At 66.7% G+C, this 19,904-nt stretch carries 16 protein-coding genes; 8 read left to right on the top strand and 8 right to left on the bottom strand.

Annotation, left to right across the window (positions count from 1 at the left end; translation table 11 throughout):
• The first annotated feature begins 150 nt into the window (after positions 1-150).
• On the top strand, positions 151-1,221 hold the full coding sequence (locus tag ACFO5X_RS16530; RefSeq protein WP_380718891.1) for a YeeE/YedE family protein: 1,071 nt from the start codon (positions 151-153) through the stop codon (positions 1,219-1,221).
• Here ACFO5X_RS16530 and ACFO5X_RS16525 read toward each other — a convergent pair.
• From ACFO5X_RS16525 to ACFO5X_RS16515, 3 genes are all read right to left on the bottom strand, one after another.
• Positions 1,157-2,437: a DUF3422 family protein gene (locus tag ACFO5X_RS16525; protein ID WP_380718889.1), complete on the bottom strand. Its 1,281-nt coding sequence runs from the start codon at positions 2,435-2,437 to the stop codon at positions 1,157-1,159. The genes ACFO5X_RS16530 and ACFO5X_RS16525 overlap by 65 nt on opposite strands.
• Positions 2,438-2,546: 109 nt before the next feature.
• Complete coding sequence (locus ACFO5X_RS16520) at positions 2,547-4,613, bottom strand: response regulator (RefSeq protein ID WP_380718887.1); 2,067 nt, start codon at positions 4,611-4,613, stop codon at positions 2,547-2,549.
• 256 nt (positions 4,614-4,869) lie between these two features.
• Entirely contained in the window at positions 4,870-5,493 is a 624-nt protein-coding gene (locus tag ACFO5X_RS16515) for a TetR/AcrR family transcriptional regulator (RefSeq protein ID WP_380718885.1), read from the bottom strand.
• A 90-nt stretch (positions 5,494-5,583) separates the two neighbouring features.
• Here ACFO5X_RS16515 and ACFO5X_RS16510 point away from each other — a divergent pair, with 90 nt between their 5' ends.
• Positions 5,584-6,045, top strand: coding sequence for a (2Fe-2S)-binding protein (locus ACFO5X_RS16510; RefSeq protein ID WP_380718883.1), 462 nt, complete (start codon positions 5,584-5,586; stop codon positions 6,043-6,045).
• Positions 6,046-6,049: 4 nt separating this feature from the next.
• Positions 6,050-8,290, top strand: coding sequence for a xanthine dehydrogenase family protein molybdopterin-binding subunit (locus tag ACFO5X_RS16505; protein ID WP_380718881.1), 2,241 nt, complete (start codon positions 6,050-6,052; stop codon positions 8,288-8,290).
• Positions 8,291-8,395: 105 nt separating this feature from the next.
• Here ACFO5X_RS16505 and ACFO5X_RS16500 read toward each other — a convergent pair whose 3' ends face one another.
• The 4 genes from ACFO5X_RS16500 to ACFO5X_RS16485 form a co-directional block, all read right to left on the bottom strand.
• Positions 8,396-9,175: a gamma-glutamyl-gamma-aminobutyrate hydrolase family protein gene (locus ACFO5X_RS16500; RefSeq protein ID WP_380718879.1), complete on the bottom strand. Its 780-nt coding sequence runs from the start codon at positions 9,173-9,175 to the stop codon at positions 8,396-8,398.
• Positions 9,176-9,315: 140 nt separating this feature from the next.
• Entirely contained in the window at positions 9,316-9,741 is a 426-nt protein-coding gene (locus ACFO5X_RS16495) for a GlcG/HbpS family heme-binding protein (RefSeq protein WP_380718877.1), read from the bottom strand.
• 76 nt (positions 9,742-9,817) lie between these two features.
• Complete coding sequence (locus tag ACFO5X_RS16490) at positions 9,818-11,953, bottom strand: malate synthase G (RefSeq protein ID WP_380718875.1); 2,136 nt, start codon at positions 11,951-11,953, stop codon at positions 9,818-9,820.
• A gap of 72 nt (positions 11,954-12,025) precedes the next feature.
• The gene (locus tag ACFO5X_RS16485; protein WP_380718873.1) at positions 12,026-12,217 is read right to left on the bottom strand and encodes a hypothetical protein; all 192 of its coding nucleotides are present in this window, start codon (positions 12,215-12,217) and stop codon (positions 12,026-12,028) included.
• A 111-nt stretch (positions 12,218-12,328) separates the two neighbouring features.
• Between ACFO5X_RS16485 and pepN the strand changes: the two genes are divergently transcribed.
• The 5 genes from pepN to gatB all read left to right on the top strand — a co-directional run bounded on the left by pepN (position 12,329) and on the right by gatB (position 19,021).
• Positions 12,329-14,881, top strand: coding sequence for an aminopeptidase N (gene pepN / locus ACFO5X_RS16480; RefSeq protein ID WP_380718871.1), 2,553 nt, complete (start codon positions 12,329-12,331; stop codon positions 14,879-14,881).
• 1 nt (position 14,882) lies between these two features.
• Positions 14,883-15,617, top strand: coding sequence for an SDR family oxidoreductase (locus ACFO5X_RS16475; protein WP_380718869.1), 735 nt, complete (start codon positions 14,883-14,885; stop codon positions 15,615-15,617).
• Entirely contained in the window at positions 15,614-16,042 is a 429-nt protein-coding gene (locus ACFO5X_RS16470) for a hypothetical protein (RefSeq protein ID WP_380718867.1), read from the top strand. The genes ACFO5X_RS16475 and ACFO5X_RS16470 overlap by 4 nt, the downstream gene beginning before the upstream one ends.
• Before the next feature lie 103 nt (positions 16,043-16,145).
• On the top strand, positions 16,146-17,438 hold the full coding sequence (locus ACFO5X_RS16465; protein ID WP_380718865.1) for a hypothetical protein: 1,293 nt from the start codon (positions 16,146-16,148) through the stop codon (positions 17,436-17,438).
• Positions 17,439-17,509: 71 nt separating this feature from the next.
• Positions 17,510-19,021, top strand: a complete 1,512-nt coding sequence (gene gatB, locus ACFO5X_RS16460) for an Asp-tRNA(Asn)/Glu-tRNA(Gln) amidotransferase subunit GatB (protein WP_380718863.1) — start codon at positions 17,510-17,512, stop codon at positions 19,019-19,021.
• Positions 19,022-19,108: 87 nt separating this feature from the next.
• Here gatB and ACFO5X_RS16455 read toward each other — a convergent pair whose 3' ends face one another.
• Complete coding sequence (locus ACFO5X_RS16455; protein ID WP_380718860.1) at positions 19,109-19,636, bottom strand: VPLPA-CTERM sorting domain-containing protein; 528 nt, start codon at positions 19,634-19,636, stop codon at positions 19,109-19,111.
• Between the last annotated feature and the right edge of the window lie 268 nt (positions 19,637-19,904).

The following is a 19,904-nucleotide window of genomic DNA, read 5'->3' as shown; positions in this document are numbered from 1 at the left end:
CCCGCCGCAACGGGAAAATCCGCGCGCGGGGCGCCCGAAACCGGGAAATCTTCCCGGTTTTCACCTCCCGCCTCCCGGATCGACGCTTGATTGCCACAGCTTTCTGCGCCATCTGGGAAATCGTTCTCCATTCGCCCGAAAGCCCCTGAGATGTTCGAAACCCTCGGCCTCGATATCACCGCCCGCGCCGCCTCGGTCTGGCTGGGCCTCGGCCTCGGCCTGCTCTTCGGCCTGCTCGCCGAACGGACGAAATTCTGCTTCCGCCGCTCGCTGGTGGGCGAGGACCGCAAACAGGCGCTTGGCGTCTGGCTGATGGCGCTCGCCACCGCCGTGATCGGCACCCAGGCCGCCGTCGCCGCCGGCTGGATCAGCTTCGCCGACCACCGCTTCATGGCCCCCGCCCTGCCCGCCCTCGCCATCCTGATCGGCGGTGCGCTCTTCGGCGCCGGCATGGTGCTGACGCGGGGCTGCATCTCGCGCCTGACCGTACTCACCGGCACCGGCAACCTGCGCGCCGCGCTGGTCGTCGTGCTCTTTGCCATCACCGCCCATGCCACGCTGAAAGGCGTGCTCGCCCCGCTGCGCACCACGCTCGGCCAGTATACCGTCGACCTCGGCGACGCCGTCTCGCTCGCCGCCCTGCCCGGCGGCGCGCTGCTCTGGTCGGCGCTGATCGCGCTTGGCGGGATCGCCGTCGCCCTGCGCTCGGGCAACCGCCCCCTCGTCCTGCTCGGCGGCCTGCTGATCGGCCTGCTGGTCCCGCTCGGCTGGATCGGCACCGGCTATGTCCTGATGGACGAGTTCGAGCCCATCGCGATGGAAAGCCTCTCCTTCACCTCGCCCGCCGCCGAAAGCCTGTTCTACACCATCGCCTCCAGCGCCATCGAACCGGGCTTCGGCCCCGCCCTCGTCGCCGGCGTGCTGCTCGGTGCCCTCGCCGCCGCGCTCAGCTTCGGCAGCTTCCAGTGGCAAAGCTTCGAGGCCCCGCGCCAGACCGGCCGTTACCTCGCCGGCGCGGTGATGATGGGCTTTGGCGGCGTGCTCGCCGGCGGCTGCACCCTGGGCGCGGGTCTCTCCGGCGTCCCGACCCTCAGCCTCGCGGCGATCCTCGCCATCCTCGCCATCGCCGGCGGCGCGCTAGGGATGAACGCACTGCTTAGCCGATCCGCTTCCGGATACGGCGCACCATCCACCAGACAAGCGCCACAACCGGCAGAGTGACCGCCGCCTGCAACGTCCCCTTGCTCAGCTCCGTCGCCTCGGCAAGGGGATACAGCAGATAGCCCACCAGCGAGACGGCGTAATAGCTGATCGCCACCACCGACAGCCCCTCCACCGTCTCCTGCAGCCGCAGCTGCAGGTCCGCGCGCCGGTCCATGCTGGCCAGCAGCGCCTGGTTCTGCGCGCTGCGCTCCACATCCACCCGCGTGCGCAGCAGGTCGCCCGTGCGCGTCGCCCGCGCGGCCAGCGCCTCCAGCCGCCGCTCGGTCGCCTTCACCGTGCGCATCGCCGGCTCATAGCGCCGCATCATGAACTCGGAAAACAGCTGCCGCCCCATGAACCGCGTCTCGCGCAGCGCCCCGATCCGCTGGTTGACGATGGCCTCATAGGCCCCCGTCGCCCCGAACCGGAAGGCCGCCTGCGTCGCCGTCGTCTCGATCTCGGCGGCGGCGGTCAGCAGATGGTCCAGCGTCCGCTCGGCCGGCGTCACCTCGTCGCGCATCTCGGCCATCAGCGCGTTCAGCTGCCCCTCCATCCCGCCGATCTTGCCCGCCAGCGCCCGCGCCCGCGAAAAGCCCAGCATCGACATCGCCTTGTAGGTCTCGATCTCGCACAGCCGCTGCACCACCCGCCCGATCCGGCGGGTGCCCGTCTCGGGCCGCGCAAAGACCGCGAACCGCATGTGCCCGCCGGTGTCGATCCGGAAATCCCCCGCGATCACTGCCGCGTCGTCCAGCACCCGCGCCACTGCCAGGCTCTCGGGCACGAACCAGTCGTCCAGCTGCGCCCCGATCTCCGCATCCTCCCGCCAGGCCTCCAGCCGCATCACGATGGAGGTGATCCGCTGCCCCGGCGCCGCCGCCAGCCAGTCTTCCGGGAACACGCCGAAATCCGCCGGATCGAAGGGCCGCGCCGGCAGCCCCTCGCAGAAGGCGGTATAGGTCACGAACTCGGCATGCTGCTCCCACTTCAGCACATGCCGCCCGATCTGGCCCGAGTAATGCGTCGCCCCCGGCTGCGGATGCGCCGCCCCGTGCCGGTCCAGCAGCTGCACCAGATGCGCCACATCCGCCGCCCGGTCGCGCGCGGCCGCATCCACCGGCTGCTTGACCGCCAGGAACACCACTGTCGCCGGCACCGGGATCGCCGGGAACGGCCGCGCGTGCAATTCGTTGCTCAGCTCATAGCGCAGCGGATGATCGGCGATGGGTGACATGGCGGCCTCGTCCAAGGATGCCGCGCAGCTTAGACCACACCCGCCCCTATGGGAAGTTGTTATTTGATTTCAATATCTTAACGGGATACCATCGTATACCGCCCTGACGTCACTTGATCCCCAGCGCCCGGGCCACCGCGATCCGCAGCGTCGCGCGGTCGATCGGTTTCTGGAGGAAGGCCAGCGGCGGCACCCGCGCCAGCTCCTTTCGGCGGCGCTCTGATTCATAACCCGACATCAGCAACACCTTCGCGCCGGGGTATTTCTCCAGGATGATCTCGACCAGCTGATGCCCCTGTATCGTGCCCGGCATGATCAGATCGGTGATGATCAGCTCGGGCAGCGGCTCCACCTCGAGAATGGTCAGCGCCTGATCCGCGCTCTGGGCCACCCGCACCAGATGCCCGTCCAGCTGCAGCTGCCGCGCCATCACCCGCGTCACGCTCGGCTCGTCGTCCACGATCAGGATCCGCGCCATCGGCACCGGCTCCGCGATAGCGGGCGGCTGCGCCGAAACCCCGGTTGCCAGCTCGCTCGACCGCGGAAAGGCCATCGTCACTGTCGTCCCGACCCCCGGCTCGCTCGCCATCCGCAGCCCGCCGCCCGACTGTCGGCAGAACCCCGAAACCGCCGACAGCCCCAGGCCCGACCCCTCGCCCGCCGGCTTGGTGGTAAAGAACGGCTCCTCCGCCCGCGCCAGCGTAGCCGGATCCATCCCCACGCCGGTGTCGCGCACCGCCAGCTTCACAAATGTCCCCGGCCCCATGGTGCCGTCGTCGCAATAGCCCGACAGCGCCGGGGCGGCCAGATAACTGGTCCGCGTCGACACGAAGACCTCGCCGCCGTTCGGCATGGCGTCCCGAGCATTGATCAGGACGTTCAGCAGCGCCTGCTGAAAATTCGCGCCATCCACCAGCACCACCGCACGCGCTGCGTCCAGATCGGTGTGGATCACGATATCGGCCGGGCAGATCCGCCGGAACATGGTGATCGTCAGCGACGTCAGGTCATCCAGAACATTGGGCAGCGCCTCCAGCCGCGACTTGCGCCCATAGGCCAGCAGCTGCCGCGTCAGATGCGCGGCCTGCCGCGACGCACTGATCGCCTCGGCGACATAGGCCCGCCGCGCCGTCTCGTCCTTGTCCGCCTCGATCAGCTCCAGATTGCCCATGATCACCATGAGCGAATTGTTGAAATCATGCGCCACCCCGCCCACCAGCTTGCCCAGCGCCTCCACCCGCTGGCTGCGGCTCAGCGCAATCTCCGCCGCGTGCCGCGCCTGCTCGCTCTCGCGCAGCACGCCGCCCGCCCGCGCCGCGCGTTTTTCGGACAGGTTGGTATAGCGCGTGAAGAACACCGCGCTCATCGCCGTCGACACCATGGCGAAGAAGGTCAGCAGCGACAGCCGGAACACGTTGTCGCTGGACAGATCGAACGACCGCGCCATCGCCAGCCCGAAGACCGCCGGCACCAGCACCAGGAAGGGCAGCATCTTCCGCAGCAGCTGGCTGCCCGGGTCCGGCGCCAGCACAATCTGCACCCAGCCATGGCCGGGATCGCTCAGCAGAAGTCCCGTGAAAAGGCAGCCGAACCCCAGCACCGTGGTCAGCGCCATCTTGGTGTAGATCGGATTGGCGAACAGCGCCTCGGCGTTCATCGCATAGCCGATCAGCGGCACCATCACCAGAACCAGCCCGAAGCTCTCCAGGGTGATGCGCACCGCACGCAGGGCACCGTTGCGCTCCCGGTCCCACAGGATCAGACTCGCCGCCGCCAGCACCGCCGACAACGCCGTGGCCACGGACATGCCGTCATGCGGATCGAACGGTTGCGCGTTGCCGACCGAGATAAACCCATGCGCCGCCACCACCAGCATCAGCACACCGGGTCCTCGCGCCAGCAACTCGTGTTGCGGCGACTGGATCAGCATCAGCCCGATTCCGCCCAGCACCAGCGTCATCGCCGTTTCCGGCACCATCGCAGGATAGTCGTCGCGCAAACGCACCACCGGCTCGATCCCGAGCATCCAGCCCAGGGCCAGAATGACCAGCGCGCCTGCGATGACAAGAATGGCCAGCACCCGGACCACGATGGCGAGGGGCGCAGCTAGGTTTTCTGCAAGGTCTTCTTTCGACGGTAAAGCCATCCCCGAGCCGGTCATCTGCGCGCGCGACATTCACCCGGTCTCGCACTGACTGCGGTCCCGGTAGGTATTGAGATGGCATTCGGCGAGAAACGCAAAGCCATTCAAACGATCCAAAGACTGCCATGCCTTGGTTTAATCCAGAGTCCTTCCCGTTCTCCGGATCGCAATTGCCGGCCAGCAATTAACGAAATTCACGCGCCCGTACCTGTGCGGCCAACGACATGACCTGCGCAATACCTGAACATCAATGCATGGAATTCATGCAAAAGCAAGTTTGGAATACGTCTTACGCAACCCTGCCGGGTGCGCCAGCCGGCCGGTTCGCGGGGGCTCCGGCCGCCAGCCCTCCGCCGATCAGATGGGCCAGCCGCTCCTGATTGGCAAGATACACGTCATAGTCTGGCGCCGCGCTCTTCAGCCCCTTCAGCGCCGCCGCCATGGTCGCGGCCACCTCCTGCGGCGTGCCGGCAAAACCGATCCGCCCTGCGGCCCGCGACGCCTCCAGCCACTCCGCAAAGATCGCCGCCAGTTGCGCTTCACCCGCCTCGGCAATGTCCCGCGCCGCCGCGCGCGAGGTATCGATCAATTCGATCCCGTGCGGCGATTTCAGCATCGCTTCCAGAATGCGCCCGCCCTGCGCCGCAAATCCCGCCGCCAGAACTTCGGGCACCGTTCCCGGACCATTCAGGGCCCTGCGCAATTCCACCGCAGCCTCGGCAAAGAATACCTGCGCCAGCCGGCGGAAGATATCCTCCTTGTTGCGGTAATACTGATACAGCGCCGGCCGCGATAATCCCGCGCCGTGCGCTATGTCCTCCATCGAGGTCTTGCGAAACCCATAGGCCGCAAAACACTGCCAGGCCGCCTCCAGGATGGCCGTCTGCCGCGCATCGTCTGCTACACCGTTCATGTCCGACGCTCTGACATATTCGCGTTAATTTGTCAATTGACAGACTGACACTTTCAGGCAAATATGTCAGCACTGAATAAGGAGCGCCCCATGACGATTCCTCTCACCGTGAACGGCACCCGGCACGCCGTCGACCTCCCCGGCGATGTCCCCCTGCTCTGGGTCCTGCGCGACGCGCTGAACCTCACCGGCACCAAATACGGCTGCGGCGTCGCCGCCTGCGGCGCCTGCACCGTCCAGATCGACGGCCAGGCCGTGCGCAGCTGCCAGGTCGCGCTGTCCGACGTCTGGGGCGAGGTGACCACCATCGAGGGCCTCGGCACCCCCGACGCCATGGCCGCGATCCAGCAGGCCTGGGTCGACCATCAGGTCGCGCAATGCGGCTACTGCCAGTCCGGCCAGATCATGCAGGCCGCCGCGCTGCTGGCCGAAACGCCCGACCCGACAGACGACCAGATCGACGCCGCGATGCAGGGCAACCTCTGCCGCTGCGGCACCTACCCCCGCATCCGCGCCGCGATTCATACCGCCGCGCGCTCCATCAAGGCCTGATCCCATGTCCCGCATCGGCAAGATCGCCCGCCGCACCTTCCTTGTCGGCTCCGCCGCCATCGCCGGCGGCGTCGCCTTCGGCGTCTATTACGCGAAAAAGGGCATGGCCAACCCGCTGCAACCGGCCCAGGGTGAATCCGCCCTCAACCCCTATGTGCTGATCGACGCCCGGGGCGTCACCCTGATAGCGCCCCGCGCCGAGATGGGCCAGGGCAGCCACACCACGCTGGCCGCGCTGGTGGCCGAGGAACTGGACGTCGCCTGGGAAGACATCCGCGTCATCCACGGCCCGCCCGGCCAGGCCTATTACAACCACGCCATGTTCGGCGGCATCCTGCCCTTCCCCGAATACAGCAAGGGCGCGCTGGCCGATCGCATCGGCGACATGGCCGGCTATCTCGGCAAGGCGCTCCAGACCCAGATCACCGGCGGCAGCTCCAGCATGGCCGACGGCTTCGAGAAGATGCGCCACGCCGGCGCCACCGCCCGCGAGACGCTGAAACTGGCCGCCGCGAAACGCTTCGACCTCAAGGCCAGCGAGCTCAAGACCGAAGACGGCGCCGTCATCGCCCCGGACGGCCGCCGCCTCACCTATGTCGAACTCGCCCCCGCCGCGGCCGAAATCGCGCCCCCCGATGTCGACCTGCGCCCGGCGACCGAGTGGAAATACCTCGGCACCTCAATGCCCCGCATCGACGTCGTGGGCAAATCCACCGGCACCGCCGCCTTCGGCATCGACACCCGCCTCGACGGCATGGTCTTCGCCGCCCTGCGCATCAACCCGCAGATCGGCGGCGCCATGTCCGGCTTTGACGACACGAAGGCGCGCGAGATGCCGGGCGTGATCAAGATCGTCGACCTCGGCACCGGCGTCGCCGTGGTCGCCAGCAACACCTGGCTCGCGATGAAGGCCGCCGAGGCGGTCGAGATCGACTGGGAGACCAGCCCCCACCCCGACACCCACGGCGCGATCTTCGACACCATCCGCGCCGCCTTCGACATCGACCCCAACTCGACCCTGCGCGACGACGGCGACGCCGACACCCTCCCCGAGGGCGCCACGCTGATCGAGGCGGAATACACCGCCCCCTACCTCGCCCATGCCACCATGGAGCCGATGAACGCCACCGCCCTCTTCACCGGCGAAGAGCTGATCCTCTGGAGCGGCAACCAGGCCCCGATCCTGCACCGCAAGCACTGCGCCGCCGCTGTCGGACTCGAGCCAGAGGCGGTCACCGTCCACACCCCCTACATGGGCGGCGGCTTCGGGCGGCGCGGCGAATACGACTATTCCGTCTACGCCGCGCGCGTCGCCAAAGACCTCAAGGGTCGGCCCGTCCAGCTCACCTGGAGCCGGGAAGAAGACATGTCCCACGACTTCTACCGCCCCGGCGGCATCGGCCGCTTCCGTGGCGCGGTGAAGGACGGCCGCGCGGTGCTGCTCGATGGCAGGATCGCCGCGCAGTCCTGCCTGCGCCAGGGCGGCGCGCGGATGATGGGCTTCGAAAGCGGCGGCCCCGACCGTGCACTGGTCGAAGGCGCCTTCGACCAACCCTACGCCATCCCCAACCACCGCATCCGCGGCCATATCGCCGATGTCCACCTGCCGGTCGGCTTCTGGCGCTCGGTCGGCTCCTCGCTCAACGCCTTCATGTATGACAGCTTCCTCGACGAGATGGCCCATGCCGCCGGCGCCGACCCGCTCGACTTCCGCTACCAGCTGATGAAGGACGAACACGCCCCCTCCGCCGCCTGCCTCGCCGCCGTGCGCGAGATGTCGGGCTGGACCGGGAAAAAGACCGCGGGCATCGGCCGCGGCGTCGCCTTCTGCTACAGCTTCGGCACCCCCGTCGCCCAGGTGATCGAGGTGCAGGACACCCCCGCCGGCATCCGCATCGCCCGCGCCTGGATCGCCTGCGACCCCGGCACCGTGCTCGATCCCTCGATTGTCGAGGCGCAGATGATCGGCGGCATGATCTACGGCCTCTCCGCCGCCGCCTTTGGCGAGATCACCTTCACCGGCGGCGCCGCCGATCAGCTGAACTTCCCCGACTACGACGCGCTGCGGATGCACACCACGCCCGAGACGCAGGTGCGCGTGCTCACCGCCAACCCGCGCCTCGGCGGCGTCGGCGAACCCGGCACCCCGCCCTCGATGCCCGCGCTCGCCAACGCGCTCTTCGACCTCACCGGCAAACGCGTCCGCGACCTGCCGCTGGCAAAGGCCTTCGATCTGATGGTCTGAAATACGAACCGCGAAGCCCGGCCTGCCGGCTTCTCTGGTTCAAAAATACCTCGGGGGAGGCGCGCCGAAGGCGCGGCGGGGGCAGAGCCCCCACCTCCCTCGGGGTCAGGCGGTCTTCTGCAACGGCAGCGCGCGGCGCCCTTCGGCCCAGGCCCGGCAGGCCGCACCGAAGGCGCAGAACAGCGGGCGCGACACCGGATCCTCCGCCGCGTTCCACTCCGGGTGCCATTGCACCGACAGCGTGAACCCCGGCGCGTCGCGCACATAGATCGCCTCGGGCGTGCCGTCCGGCGCATGGCCGTCGATCACCACCCGCGCGCCCGGCGCCTTGATCCCCTGCCCGTGCAGCGTGTTGGTCATCACCCGGCTCGACCCGAAGAGCTGCGCGAAGGGCCCGCCCTCGGTCAGCGTCACCTCGTGGCGCAGCGCGAACTTCTCCTCGATCGTCCCGTCCGGCGGCATCCGGTGGTTGGTCCGCCCCGGCAGGTCGCGGATCTCGGGATAGAGCGTCCCGCCCAGGGCGACGTTCACCTCCTGAAAGCCCCGGCAGATCCCCAGGAAGGGCTGCCCGCGCTCGACACAGGCCCGCACCAGCGGCAGCACGATGGCATCGCGCGCCCGGTCGAAGGCGCCATGCGCCTCGGTCGCCGCCTCGCCATATTCCTCGGGATGCACATTGGGCCGCCCACCGGTCAGCACAAAACCGTCGCAGGCCGCCAGCAATTCGTCCACCGACAGCAGGTTGGGGTCGGCCGGGATCAACAGCGGCGTGCAGTCTGCGACCTTCGCCACCGCGCGCGAGTTCATCTGTCCGCCGGCGTGGACCGGATACTGATCGTTGATCAGGTGACTGTTACCGATGATGCCGACAACCGGGCGCGTCATTTACGTACCTGCGATGTTCGTGTCTTTCCCAGAAGTATAACGACTTATGCCCCGCCGCAACAAGGCGGACCGTGCGTGAGCGCAGAGCCCTTCTGTCCCGGATGCACAAATTTTCACCCCGGCGCTGCGGCCGGGCGGTCTCAGCCCTCGCCCGTCAGCCCCGCCGCCTCGATCCCGGCCAGCGCCGCCGCCGCGTCGTTCTCCGATGTGTCGCCGGTCACGCCCACCGCCCCGATCACCGCGCCCGAACCGTCGCGCACCAGCACGCCCCCCGGCACCGGCACGAAGCGGCCGTCGAACAGCCCGTTCATCGCCTGCACGAAATAGCCCTGCGCCTCGGCCCGGTGGCGCAGCGCCGATCCGGTCATGCCCATCATCACTGCCGCATAGGCCTTGCCCCGGGCGATGTCGAACCGCCCCGGCGAGGCGCCGTCGCCCCGCTCGAAGGCGATGACATGCCCGCCCGCATCCAGCACCACCACCGACAGCGGCTTCATCCCGGCCTCGGCGCCGTGTTCCATCGCCGTGCGGATGATCGTCCGCGCGGCCGTCAAGGTGATCGTCATGGTCGTCCTCTCGACATATGCCTCAGGGGGTGCACGGACTGTGCACGGCTTGTGCACGCCCCGTGCCCCCCGGTTTTCAGCCCGCCTTCAGCTCCAGCCGCCGCCGGTGCAGCACCGGTTCGGTATAACCCGACGGCTGCTCGCGCCCCTCGAACACCAGATCGCAGGCCGCCTTGAAGGCCACCCCGTCGTACCCCGGAGCCATTGGAATATAAGCCGAATCGCCTGCGTTCTGCCGGTCCACCACCGCCGCCATCTTCCGCATCGCCGCCATCACCTGATCGCGGCTGACGACGCCATGATGCAGCCAGTTCGCCAGCGCCTGTGACGAGATCCGGCAGGTCGCCCGATCCTCCATCAGCCCTACGTCATGAATGTCCGGCACCTTCGAACAGCCGACCCCCTGATCGACCCATCGCACCACGTAACCCAGGATGCCCTGCGCGTTGTTCTCGATCTCCTGCGCGATCTCCGACTCGCTCAGATTCTTGCCGCTTATCAAGGGGATGGTCAGCAAATCCGCCAGGATCCCGCGCGCCCCGCCGGCCCGGATTTCGTCCTGCCGCGCAAAGACATCGACCGCGTGATAATGCGTCGCGTGCAGCGTCGCGGCGGTTGGCGAAGGCACCCAGGCACAGTTCGCGCCGGCCTTCGGATGGCCGATCTTGGCGCTCAGCATCTCGGCCATGCGGTCGGGCATCGCCCACATCCCCTTGCCGATCTGCGCCCGCCCCTGCAACCCGCAGGCCAGCCCGATATCGACGTTGCGATCCTCATAGGACAGGATCCAGGGCGTGGTCTTCATCTCGCCCTTGGGCAGCATCGCGCCGGCCTCCATCGAGGTATGGATCTCGTCGCCCGTACGGTCCAGGAACCCGGTGTTGATGAATGCCACCCTATGCTTGGCCGCACGGATGCATTCCTTGAGGTTGGCAGAGGTGCGGCGTTCCTCGTCCATGATGCCCAGTTTCACGGTATTGCGCGGCAGACCCAGGATATCTTCAACCATGTCAAAGATTTCAACGGCAAACTTCACCTCGTCCGGCCCATGCATCTTGGGTTTGACGACATAAACCGACCCATGGGACGAATTGCGCCCCGCCTTGAGATCGTGCATCGCGATGGTCACCGTGACCAGCGCATCCATCAGCCCCTCGCCGATCTCGCGCCCCTCCGCGTCCAGCACCGCGGGGTTGGTCATCAGATGCCCGACATTGCGGATCAGCATCAGCGAGCGGCACTTGACGGTGATCTCGCCGCCCATGGGCGCCTTGTAGGTCACATCGGGGTTCATCTTCCGCGTGACCGTGTTGCCGCCCTTCTCGAAGGTCTCGACCAGATCGCCCTTCATCAGCCCCAGCCAGTTGGAATAGGCCGCGACCTTGTCCTCGGCGTCGACGCAGGCGACCGAATCCTCGCAGTCCATGATCGTCGACAGCGCCGATTCCAGCCAGATGTCAGATATTCCGGCCTTGTCCGATCCCCCGATCTGCGAGGAGGGATCGACCAGAATTTCGATCTTCAACCCGTTGTTTTTCAACATAACCTGCAGCGGGCACAGGGCGTTCTCAAGATAGCCGACAAACTGCGTCGGATCCTTCAGCCCGGCCCCGTCGGCCAGCAGCACGCCATCCTTGACCTCCAGCGTGCCGATATCCGCCCAGGACCCACGCGCCAAGGGCACCGCCTGGTCGAGGAAGCCGCGCCCCCAGGCGATCACCCGCGCGCCGCGCTTGGCGTCATAACCCTTGCCCTCGGGCAAGTCCCCCAGCGCATCGGTGCCGTACAGCGCATCGTACAGCGACCCCCACCGCGCATTCGCGGCGTTCAGCGCAAAGCGCGCATTGGTGATCGGCACCACCAGCTGCGGCCCCGCCACGGCGGCAATCTCGGGATCTACCCCCTTGGTCTCGATGGAAAAATCCGGCCCCTCGGGCAGCAGATAGCCGATCTCTTCCAGAAACGATCGATAGGCTGACGCATCATGCGCCTGACCGCGCCGCGCCCTGTGCCAGTCGTCGATCTGCCCCTGAATCCGCTCGCGCGTCTCCAGCAGGGCGCGGTACTTGGGCCCGAGCTCTGCCACCATCTTCGCCAGACCGGACCAGAAGGTGTCCGCCTGCACACCGGTGCTCGGAAGAACCTTTTGCTCCACGAAATCAACCAGTTCTCCGGCGACCTGAAGACTGTGCCTGTCGTGCCGAGTGCCCATTCCCGCTCCTGCCATCCAAGGAATCCCGTTCCTAAGTAGAACGAAAGTTTCCTATAGGCAACAAGCGGAACGTCAGTTGGAAGGCTGCGTCTGTTCCTGCTTGGTCACTGGGCCGCCGACCGCGTCAGGCTCGGGCGAAACAGCATAGAACATGAGCCAGCCCACGAAGAGGACGGCCACGAAAGCCAGCGCGATCCATATTCCCACCAGGGGCCCGCGATGGCGCTTCTTCTGGCGTTCGAGATTGGTGTCGGGTGCAGACATGTCGTTCTCCTGTTTTGCATGCGCAGGTGGTTGCAGCACCACCCTCAGGGACTTAACAAAGTCGAGGCCGCTTGGGTTTCGTGCCCGGGCAAAAAACATGAGGACGCCCCGATGAAAGACGCCGCCCCGACGACGGTCTATCTCAAGGATTACACGCCCTTCGGCTTCACGCTCGAGTCGGTCCACCTGACCTTCGACCTCGCGCCCGACGCCACCAGGGTCAAAAGCCGCATCGCGGTCCGTCCCGACCCCGCCGTGCCCGACCGGCAGTTCTTCCTGCATGGCGAACAACTGAAACTGATCTCGGCCGCCATCGACGGCAAGCCGGTCTCCCCCGAGGTGACGCCCGAGGGGTTGACCTGCAAGGTGCCCGACAAACCCTTCGAGTGGACCTGCGAGGTGGAAATCGCCCCGGCGAAAAACACTGCGCTGGAAGGGCTTTACGTCTCGAACGGCATGTATTGCACCCAATGCGAGGCCGAAGGCTTCCGCAAGATCACCTACTATCCCGACCGCCCCGACGTGATGAGCGTCTTTACCGTCCGCATCAACGGCGACCTGCCGGTCCTGCTGTCGAACGGCAACCCGGTCGACAGCGGCGAGGGCTGGGCCGAATGGCATGATCCCTGGCCCAAACCCTCCTACCTCTTCGCGCTGGTCGCAGGCGATCTCGTCGCCCATTCCGACAGCTTCACCACCATCTCGGGGCAAGAGGTCGCGCTGAACCTCTGGGTCCGTCCCGGCGACGAGGGCAAGTGCAGCTTCGGCATGGAAGCCCTTAAAAAATCGATGAAATGGGACGAGGACGTCTATGGCCGGGAATACGATCTCGACATCTTCAACATCGTCGCCGTGGACGATTTCAACATGGGCGCGATGGAGAACAAGGGGCTGAACGTCTTCAACTCCTCGGCCGTTCTCGCCTCGCCCGAAACCTCGACCGACATGAACTTCGAGCGAATCGAGGCGATCATCGCGCATGAGTATTTCCACAACTGGACCGGCAACCGCATCACCTGCCGCGACTGGTTCCAGCTCTGCCTCAAGGAGGGGCTGACCGTCTTCCGCGACAGCCAGTTCACCTCCGACATGCGCTCGGCCGCGGTCAAACGCATCGGCGACGTGATCGACCTGCGCGCCCGCCAGTTCCCCGAGGACAACGGCCCCCTGGCCCACCCGGTGCGGCCCGAAAGCTTTCAGGAGATCAACAACTTCTACACCGCGACCGTGTACGAGAAGGGCGCCGAGGTGATCGGGATGCTGAAGCGGCTGGTCGGCGATCAGGCCTATGCCGAGGCGCTCGACCTCTATTTCGCCCGTCACGACGGCCAGGCCTGCACCATCGAGGACTGGTTGAAGGTCTTCGAGGATGTGACGGGCCGCGACCTCAGCCAATTCAAGCGCTGGTATTCCCAGGCCGGAACGCCCCGCCTCAAGGTCAGCGAAAGCTGGGAGGACGGCACCCTGCGCCTGACCTTCACCCAGTCGACCCCGCCCAGCGCCGCCACCCCCGCACCGCTGCCGCAGGTGATCCCGATCGCCGTCGGCCTGATCGGCGCCAACGGGGACGAGTTGCGCGAGACCGAAGTGCTGGAGATGACCAAGGCCAGTCAGACCTTCGAATTCAAGGACTTGCCGAACAGACCTCACGCCTCGATCCTGCGCGGCTTCTCCGCCCCGGTGATCCTGGAACGCGATCTGTCGGCGGCCGAACGCGCCTTCTTCCTCGCCCATGACACCGACCCCTACTGCCGGTGGGAGGCCGGGCGCGGCATCGCGCTCGACACGCTGAACGCCATGTCCCTGACCGGCGCCGCGCCCGACAGCGCCTATCTCGATGGCATGATCGCCGTGCTGCGCGACGACACGCTCGACCCGGCCTATCGCGCGCTGATGCTGGGCCTGCCCGGCCAGTCCGAGCTGGCCGCCGCCCAGGCCGAAGCCGGGTATACCCCCGACCCCGACGCCATCTGGGCCGCCGCCGAGGCGCTGCGCCAGGCGCTCGCCACCCGGGCCGGCGACCTGCTGGCCAGGGTCTATGCCGGCGCGCAAGTCGACGGCCCCTATCGCCCCGACGCCGAACAGTCGGGCAAACGCGCGCTGGCTGGCGCGGTTCTGGCCCTGCTGACCCGGCTCGACAACGGCACCACCGCGGCGGTGCAATACGCCCGCGCCGACAACATGACGCTCAAGCTTTCGGCGCTGGCCTGCCTGCTGCGCGCCGGCAAGGGCCAGGCCGAACTCGTCGCCTTCTACGACGAATGGCGCCACGACCGGCTGGTGATCGACAAGTGGTTCATGCTGCAGGTCGGCGAAGCGCCCCCGGCGAGCGCCGTGGAAACCGTGCGGAAGCTCACGCAACACCCTGATTTCAATTACAGGAACCCGAACCGCTTCCGCGCCGTGATGGGCGCCTTTACCGGCCATCACGCCGGGTTCCACCGCAAGGACGGCGCGGGGTATGAACTGCTGGCCGACTGGCTGATCAAGCTCGATCCGCTGAACCCGCAGACCACGGCGCGCATGTGCTCGGCCTTCCAGACCTGGCGGCGCTACGACGCCGGGCGGCAGGCGCTGATCCGCGCCCAGCTTGACCGGATCGCCGCCACGCCGGACCTGTCGCGCGACACGACCGAGATGATCACCCGGATTCAGAGGGCCTGAGATGGGCGGTCTCTGCCTGATCACCGGGGCCAGCAGCGGAATCGGCGCCGCCGTGGCGCGCATGGCCGCCGCCCGCGGCTATGACGTCGCCATCATCTACCACTCCAACCGCGCCGGCGCCGAAGCCGTCGCCGCCGATGTGCGCGCCGCTGGCCAGACGGCCCTGCTCTGCCCCGGCGACGTGGCAACGCCCGAAGGCGTCGCGGCGATCTTCGCGCAGATCGATTCCCACGGCGCGCCCCTCACCGCGCTGGTCAACAACGCCGGCGTGGTCGACCTGCCCGCCCGCGTCACCGAGATGACCCACGCCCGCCTGCGCCGCATGTTCGACATCAACGTGATCGGCGCGATCCTGGTGGCGAAAGAGGCGGTGCTGCGGATGCAGGACCGGGGCGGCGCCATCGTCAACATCTCCTCGGCGGCCGCCCGGCTCGGCTCGGGCGGGCAATATGTCGATTACGCGGCATCCAAGGCCGCAATCGACATATTCACCAAGGGGTTGAGCGACGAAGTTGCAGCCAGCGGCATCCGCGTCAATGCGATCCGCCCCGGCCTGATCGACACCGAGATCCACGCCAAGGGCGGGCTTCCCGACCGCGCGCAGAAACTGGCCCATATGGTCCCGATGAAGCGGACCGGCACCGCCGAAGAGGTGGCCGAGGCCGTGCTCTGGCTGATGTCCGACGCCGCGGCCTATGTCACCGGCGCGGTGCTCGACGTCTCGGGCGGGCGGTGACGCCCTATGCCTTCGAACGCCATGCGCGTTCGGGGGCGGCCATCGCGACCCTTGCCACAATCTACGCCGCTCTGCTCGCGGCGCTCCACTGGCTCGACGCCGCGCCCTGGCTGATCGGCGCGCTGGCGCTGACCACCCTGCCGGCCCTGCGCGACGTGATCGTCGCGCCCGTGGCCGGCCTGCGCCTCACCGACGACGCCATCGCGTGGCACAGCGGCCGCCGGCACGGCCGGGTGGAACGGTCCGAAATCGCCTGCCTTCGCCTCGACCGCCGCTGGGATTTTTCGGTCCGGGCCGTTCTCGTGCTCGCGGATGGCAAACGCATCCACCTGCCTCAGGAATCCCTGCCGCCGCATCAAGTGCTCGAGGCCGAGGCCACAGCCCGCGGCCTGCGGGTCGAACGGCACCCCTTTTCGCCCTTCTGACCCCTCGCTTCTTCAATTCTTCTTGGCACAGCCATGTTTGCGCCGAAATGGCGACCTATACCCGGATCAACCTAAGCCCCAGTAAGCCATACAAGAATCCCCCATGACCGACCGGATGACAGACGCCCTTTTCGACCTGCTGGCCCGCGTCGTCGCCCGTCTGGCCAGCCTGCGATTCCAGGGCCAGCCCACCGAAACGCCCCTCCTTGCCCTGCCCGCGCCGCCGCTGCCGCCCGACGACTGCCTGTCGATTCCCGTCCGAGAAACCTCGCGCGATGCCGAGGCGGTGCGCGCCGCCCAGGATCGCGGCAAGTATCTCGCCCGGCAGGAACGGTGGGACGACCTTGCCGAAGAAATCATGGCTGCCGACCAGTCCCGCGCCGCCACCCCCGGCGGCGCCGCCATCGCCGAGCTCATGGCCTTCGGCGCCCGCGCCGATGTGGTTCTGGCCGCCGAACACGCGCTGATGAACGGCAATTGCAACGAATCCATCGTGCTTGCCGGGGTCACCGCGCTGGAACTGATGCGGCGCGACTATCCCAGGAACCCGGTCATCAACCTGATCGTCGCGCTGGCCCATGTCGACATCGGCTGGGCCTGGCGCGGCAATGGCTGGGATGCGACGGTCCCGCAGCTCAACCGCTCGCGCTGCATGGCGCATTTCGACCGCGCGGTCGATCTGCTCGCCCCCTACGACGGGATCGAGCTGAACAGCCCGCTGATCGCCTCGGCGCATTGCGCGCTGCTCGCCACCCAGGCCAGCAAGGACATCCGCGCCACCGACCGCTACGAGGATCTGATCGACCTCGACCCCACCAACCCGCGCCACATGCGCGCGCTCGGCCACCACATGCTGCCCCGCTGGTTCGGCAGCTACGCCAAACTCGACCTCGAGGCGCGCCGTACCGCCGCCCGCACGGCCGACATCTGGGGCCTCGGCGCCTATGCCTGGGTCTGTTTCGACGCCATCGCGCTCGACGAAGGCGCCTGCGCGGCGGTCGACGTCGATTTCTTCATCGACGGTCTGCACGACATCGTCGAACGGCGGCCCGATCAGGAAACCGTCAACCTGCTCGCCGCCTATTGCGCCGTGGCCATGCGCCAGGGCCTCGGCGGCGACAGTCAGGCCGATTACAACCGCCTGCGCATCGTCGATTGCGCCAGCTGGCTGATCCGCGACCACATGACCGAGATCCACCCGCTGATCTGGGCCCATGCCTCGGACGGCTTCGACAACAACGCCCGCGTGCCCTCGGTCAACCGCTTCGCCGCGCGCGGCCGCGATTTCGCCCTGCGCGTCATCGCCGATCTGTTCAGCGACGAGATCGGCCGTGGCTATAAGGTGATCTTTACCGATCAGGGCCCATATTTCGACCGTCGCACCGAACTGGTCTGAGGCCCGCGCCCCTTGCCCATCAGCCGGGCGTGACCTAGAACGCATCGGATACTTTCCGGACGAGGCGCGCCATGCTGGACCTGACCTACGAAGCCCCGAACCCCAAGGTGATCGCCGGGGCGAAACACGACTGGGAACTGGTGATCGGGATGGAGGTTCACGCCCAGATCTCGACACAGGCCAAGCTGTTCTCGGGCGCCTCGACCCAATTCGGGGCCGAGCCGAACTCGAACGTCGCCTTTGTGGACGCGGCCATGCCCGGCATGTTGCCGGTGATCAACGAATTCTGCGTCGAACAGGCGGTGCGCACCGGGCTGGGCCTCAAGGCGAAGATCAACCTCTTCTCGGCCTTCGACCGCAAGAACTACTTCTACCCCGACTCGCCGCAGGGCTATCAGATCAGCCAGCTCTACTATCCGCTGGTCGGCGAAGGCGAGGTTCTGGTCGAGATGGCCCCCGGCGTCGCCCGGCGCGTGCGGATCGAACGGATCCACGTCGAACAGGACGCCGGCAAGCTGATCCACGACATGGATCCGGCCCTGTCCTTCGTCGACTTCAACCGCACCGGCGTCGCACTGATGGAAATCGTCTCGCGCCCCGACATCCGCGGCCCGGAAGAGGCCGCCGCCTATGTCGCCAAGCTGCGCCAGATCCTGCGCTATCTCGGCACCTGTGACGGCAACATGCAGAACGGCAACCTGCGCGCCGACGTCAACGTCTCGGTCTGCCGTGTCGGACAATACGAGAAATACATGGAGACGCAGGACTTCTCGCATCTGGGCACCCGCTGCGAGATCAAGAACATGAACTCGATGCGCTTCATGCAGCAGGCCATCGACCACGAGGCGCGGCGCCAGATCGCCATTCTCGAGGCCGGCGGCAAGGTCGATCAGGAAACCCGCCTCTACGATCCGGACAAGAACGAGACGCGCTCGATGCGCTCGAAGGAAGAGGCGCACGATTACCGCTATTTCCCCGACCCCGACCTGCTGCCGCTGGAAATCGAACAGGCCTGGGTCGATGACATCGCCAGTTCCCTGCCCGAGCTGCCGGACGCCCGCAAGGCGCGCTACATGGCCGACTACGGGCTGACCGACTACGACGCCAGCGTGCTGACCGCCGAGGTCGACACCGCCGCCTATTTCGAGGCGGTGGCACAGGGCCGCGATGGCAAGATGGCGGCGAACTGGGTGCTGAACGAACTCTTCGGCCGGCTGAAGAAGGACAACCACGAGCTGTCAGACAGCCCGATGTCCGCCGCCCAGCTCGGCACGATCCTCGACCTGATCGCCAAGGGCGACATTTCGGGCAAGATCGCCAAGGACCTGTTCGAGATCGTCTTCACCGAGGGCGGCGACCCGGCCGAACTCGTCGAAAGCCGCGGCATGAAGCAGGTCACCGACACCGGCGCAATCGAGACGGCGGTGGACGAGGTAATCGCCGCCAACCCGGCGCAGGTCGAGAAGGCGAAACAGAACCCCAAGCTGGCCGGCTGGTTCGTCGGTCAGGTGATGAAGGCCACCGGCGGCAAGGCGAACCCGGCCGCGGTGAACGAGATCGTGGCGCAGAAACTGGGGCTCTGAGTGAGAGCCCCTTTTCACCGGATCGCTACTGCAGAAAAGAAAACGGCGGCCAGAAGGCCGCCGTTTCCGTTTTCAGAGACTGATAGCTCAGGCTTTCTTGCGGCGGCGCAGAGCAGCCATCGCGCCGAGACCGCCAACCAGCAGGAAGCCTGCGGCCGGAACCGGAACGGGCGAAGTGGTCGACGAGAACGAAACCGTTGCATCGCCGCTCGACTGCGTCGTGAACGACAGGCTGCCGATGGTCTGATCGTAGCCGTTGCCGGAGATGTAGCCCGACGCCACGAAGGACTTGGCAGCTGCGTCAACGATGTTGCTGAACGCGGTTGCGGTGAAGGTGAACCCACCGGCCGACCAGATATCGCCAGGTGTACCAAAACTGATGTCGGTCAGAGACACCAGGGTCGAGAAAGCGGTTGCGAACAGGCCGAAATCGCCAGTTGCTTGGATCACGATGCCCGGATCGTTCAGGTCGACATTGCCGCCGGCGCTGAAGTTGGACGTACCCAGGTTGACCGTCCCGGAGATATCCATCTGGCCGGAAATCGTTGCGGCCGAAGCCATAACGGGAAGCAGCGCAGCGACAGCCGTCGTTGCCAGGATTTTCGAAATCTTCATAAAAGTTACCTCTTGTTGTACTCGCCATGGATGAGCGTAAACTCGCCACTACAGTGCCACAAGTCCGCCACATTGTCCAATCTTAACTATTTTGTAATACCTTCGAATTACGCTTCTCCGCCAATCGAAGCGGCACTTCATCCCAACCCTCACCGTCGCGACCCCAAGGAACTTTAACCTTTGTTAACAAGGGTTTATTAAGATTTCCGGTTCTGACGCAGCGGAAACGCGGGTTCCACTCTGGTTACAGAACACACTGTCACCAGAC

It is taken from the genome of Seohaeicola nanhaiensis (assembly GCF_042654245.1).
In the GTDB taxonomy this organism is placed as follows: Bacteria; Pseudomonadota; Alphaproteobacteria; order Rhodobacterales; family Rhodobacteraceae; genus Seohaeicola_A; species Seohaeicola_A nanhaiensis.
This window is presented reverse-complemented; position numbering and strand designations above follow the sequence as displayed.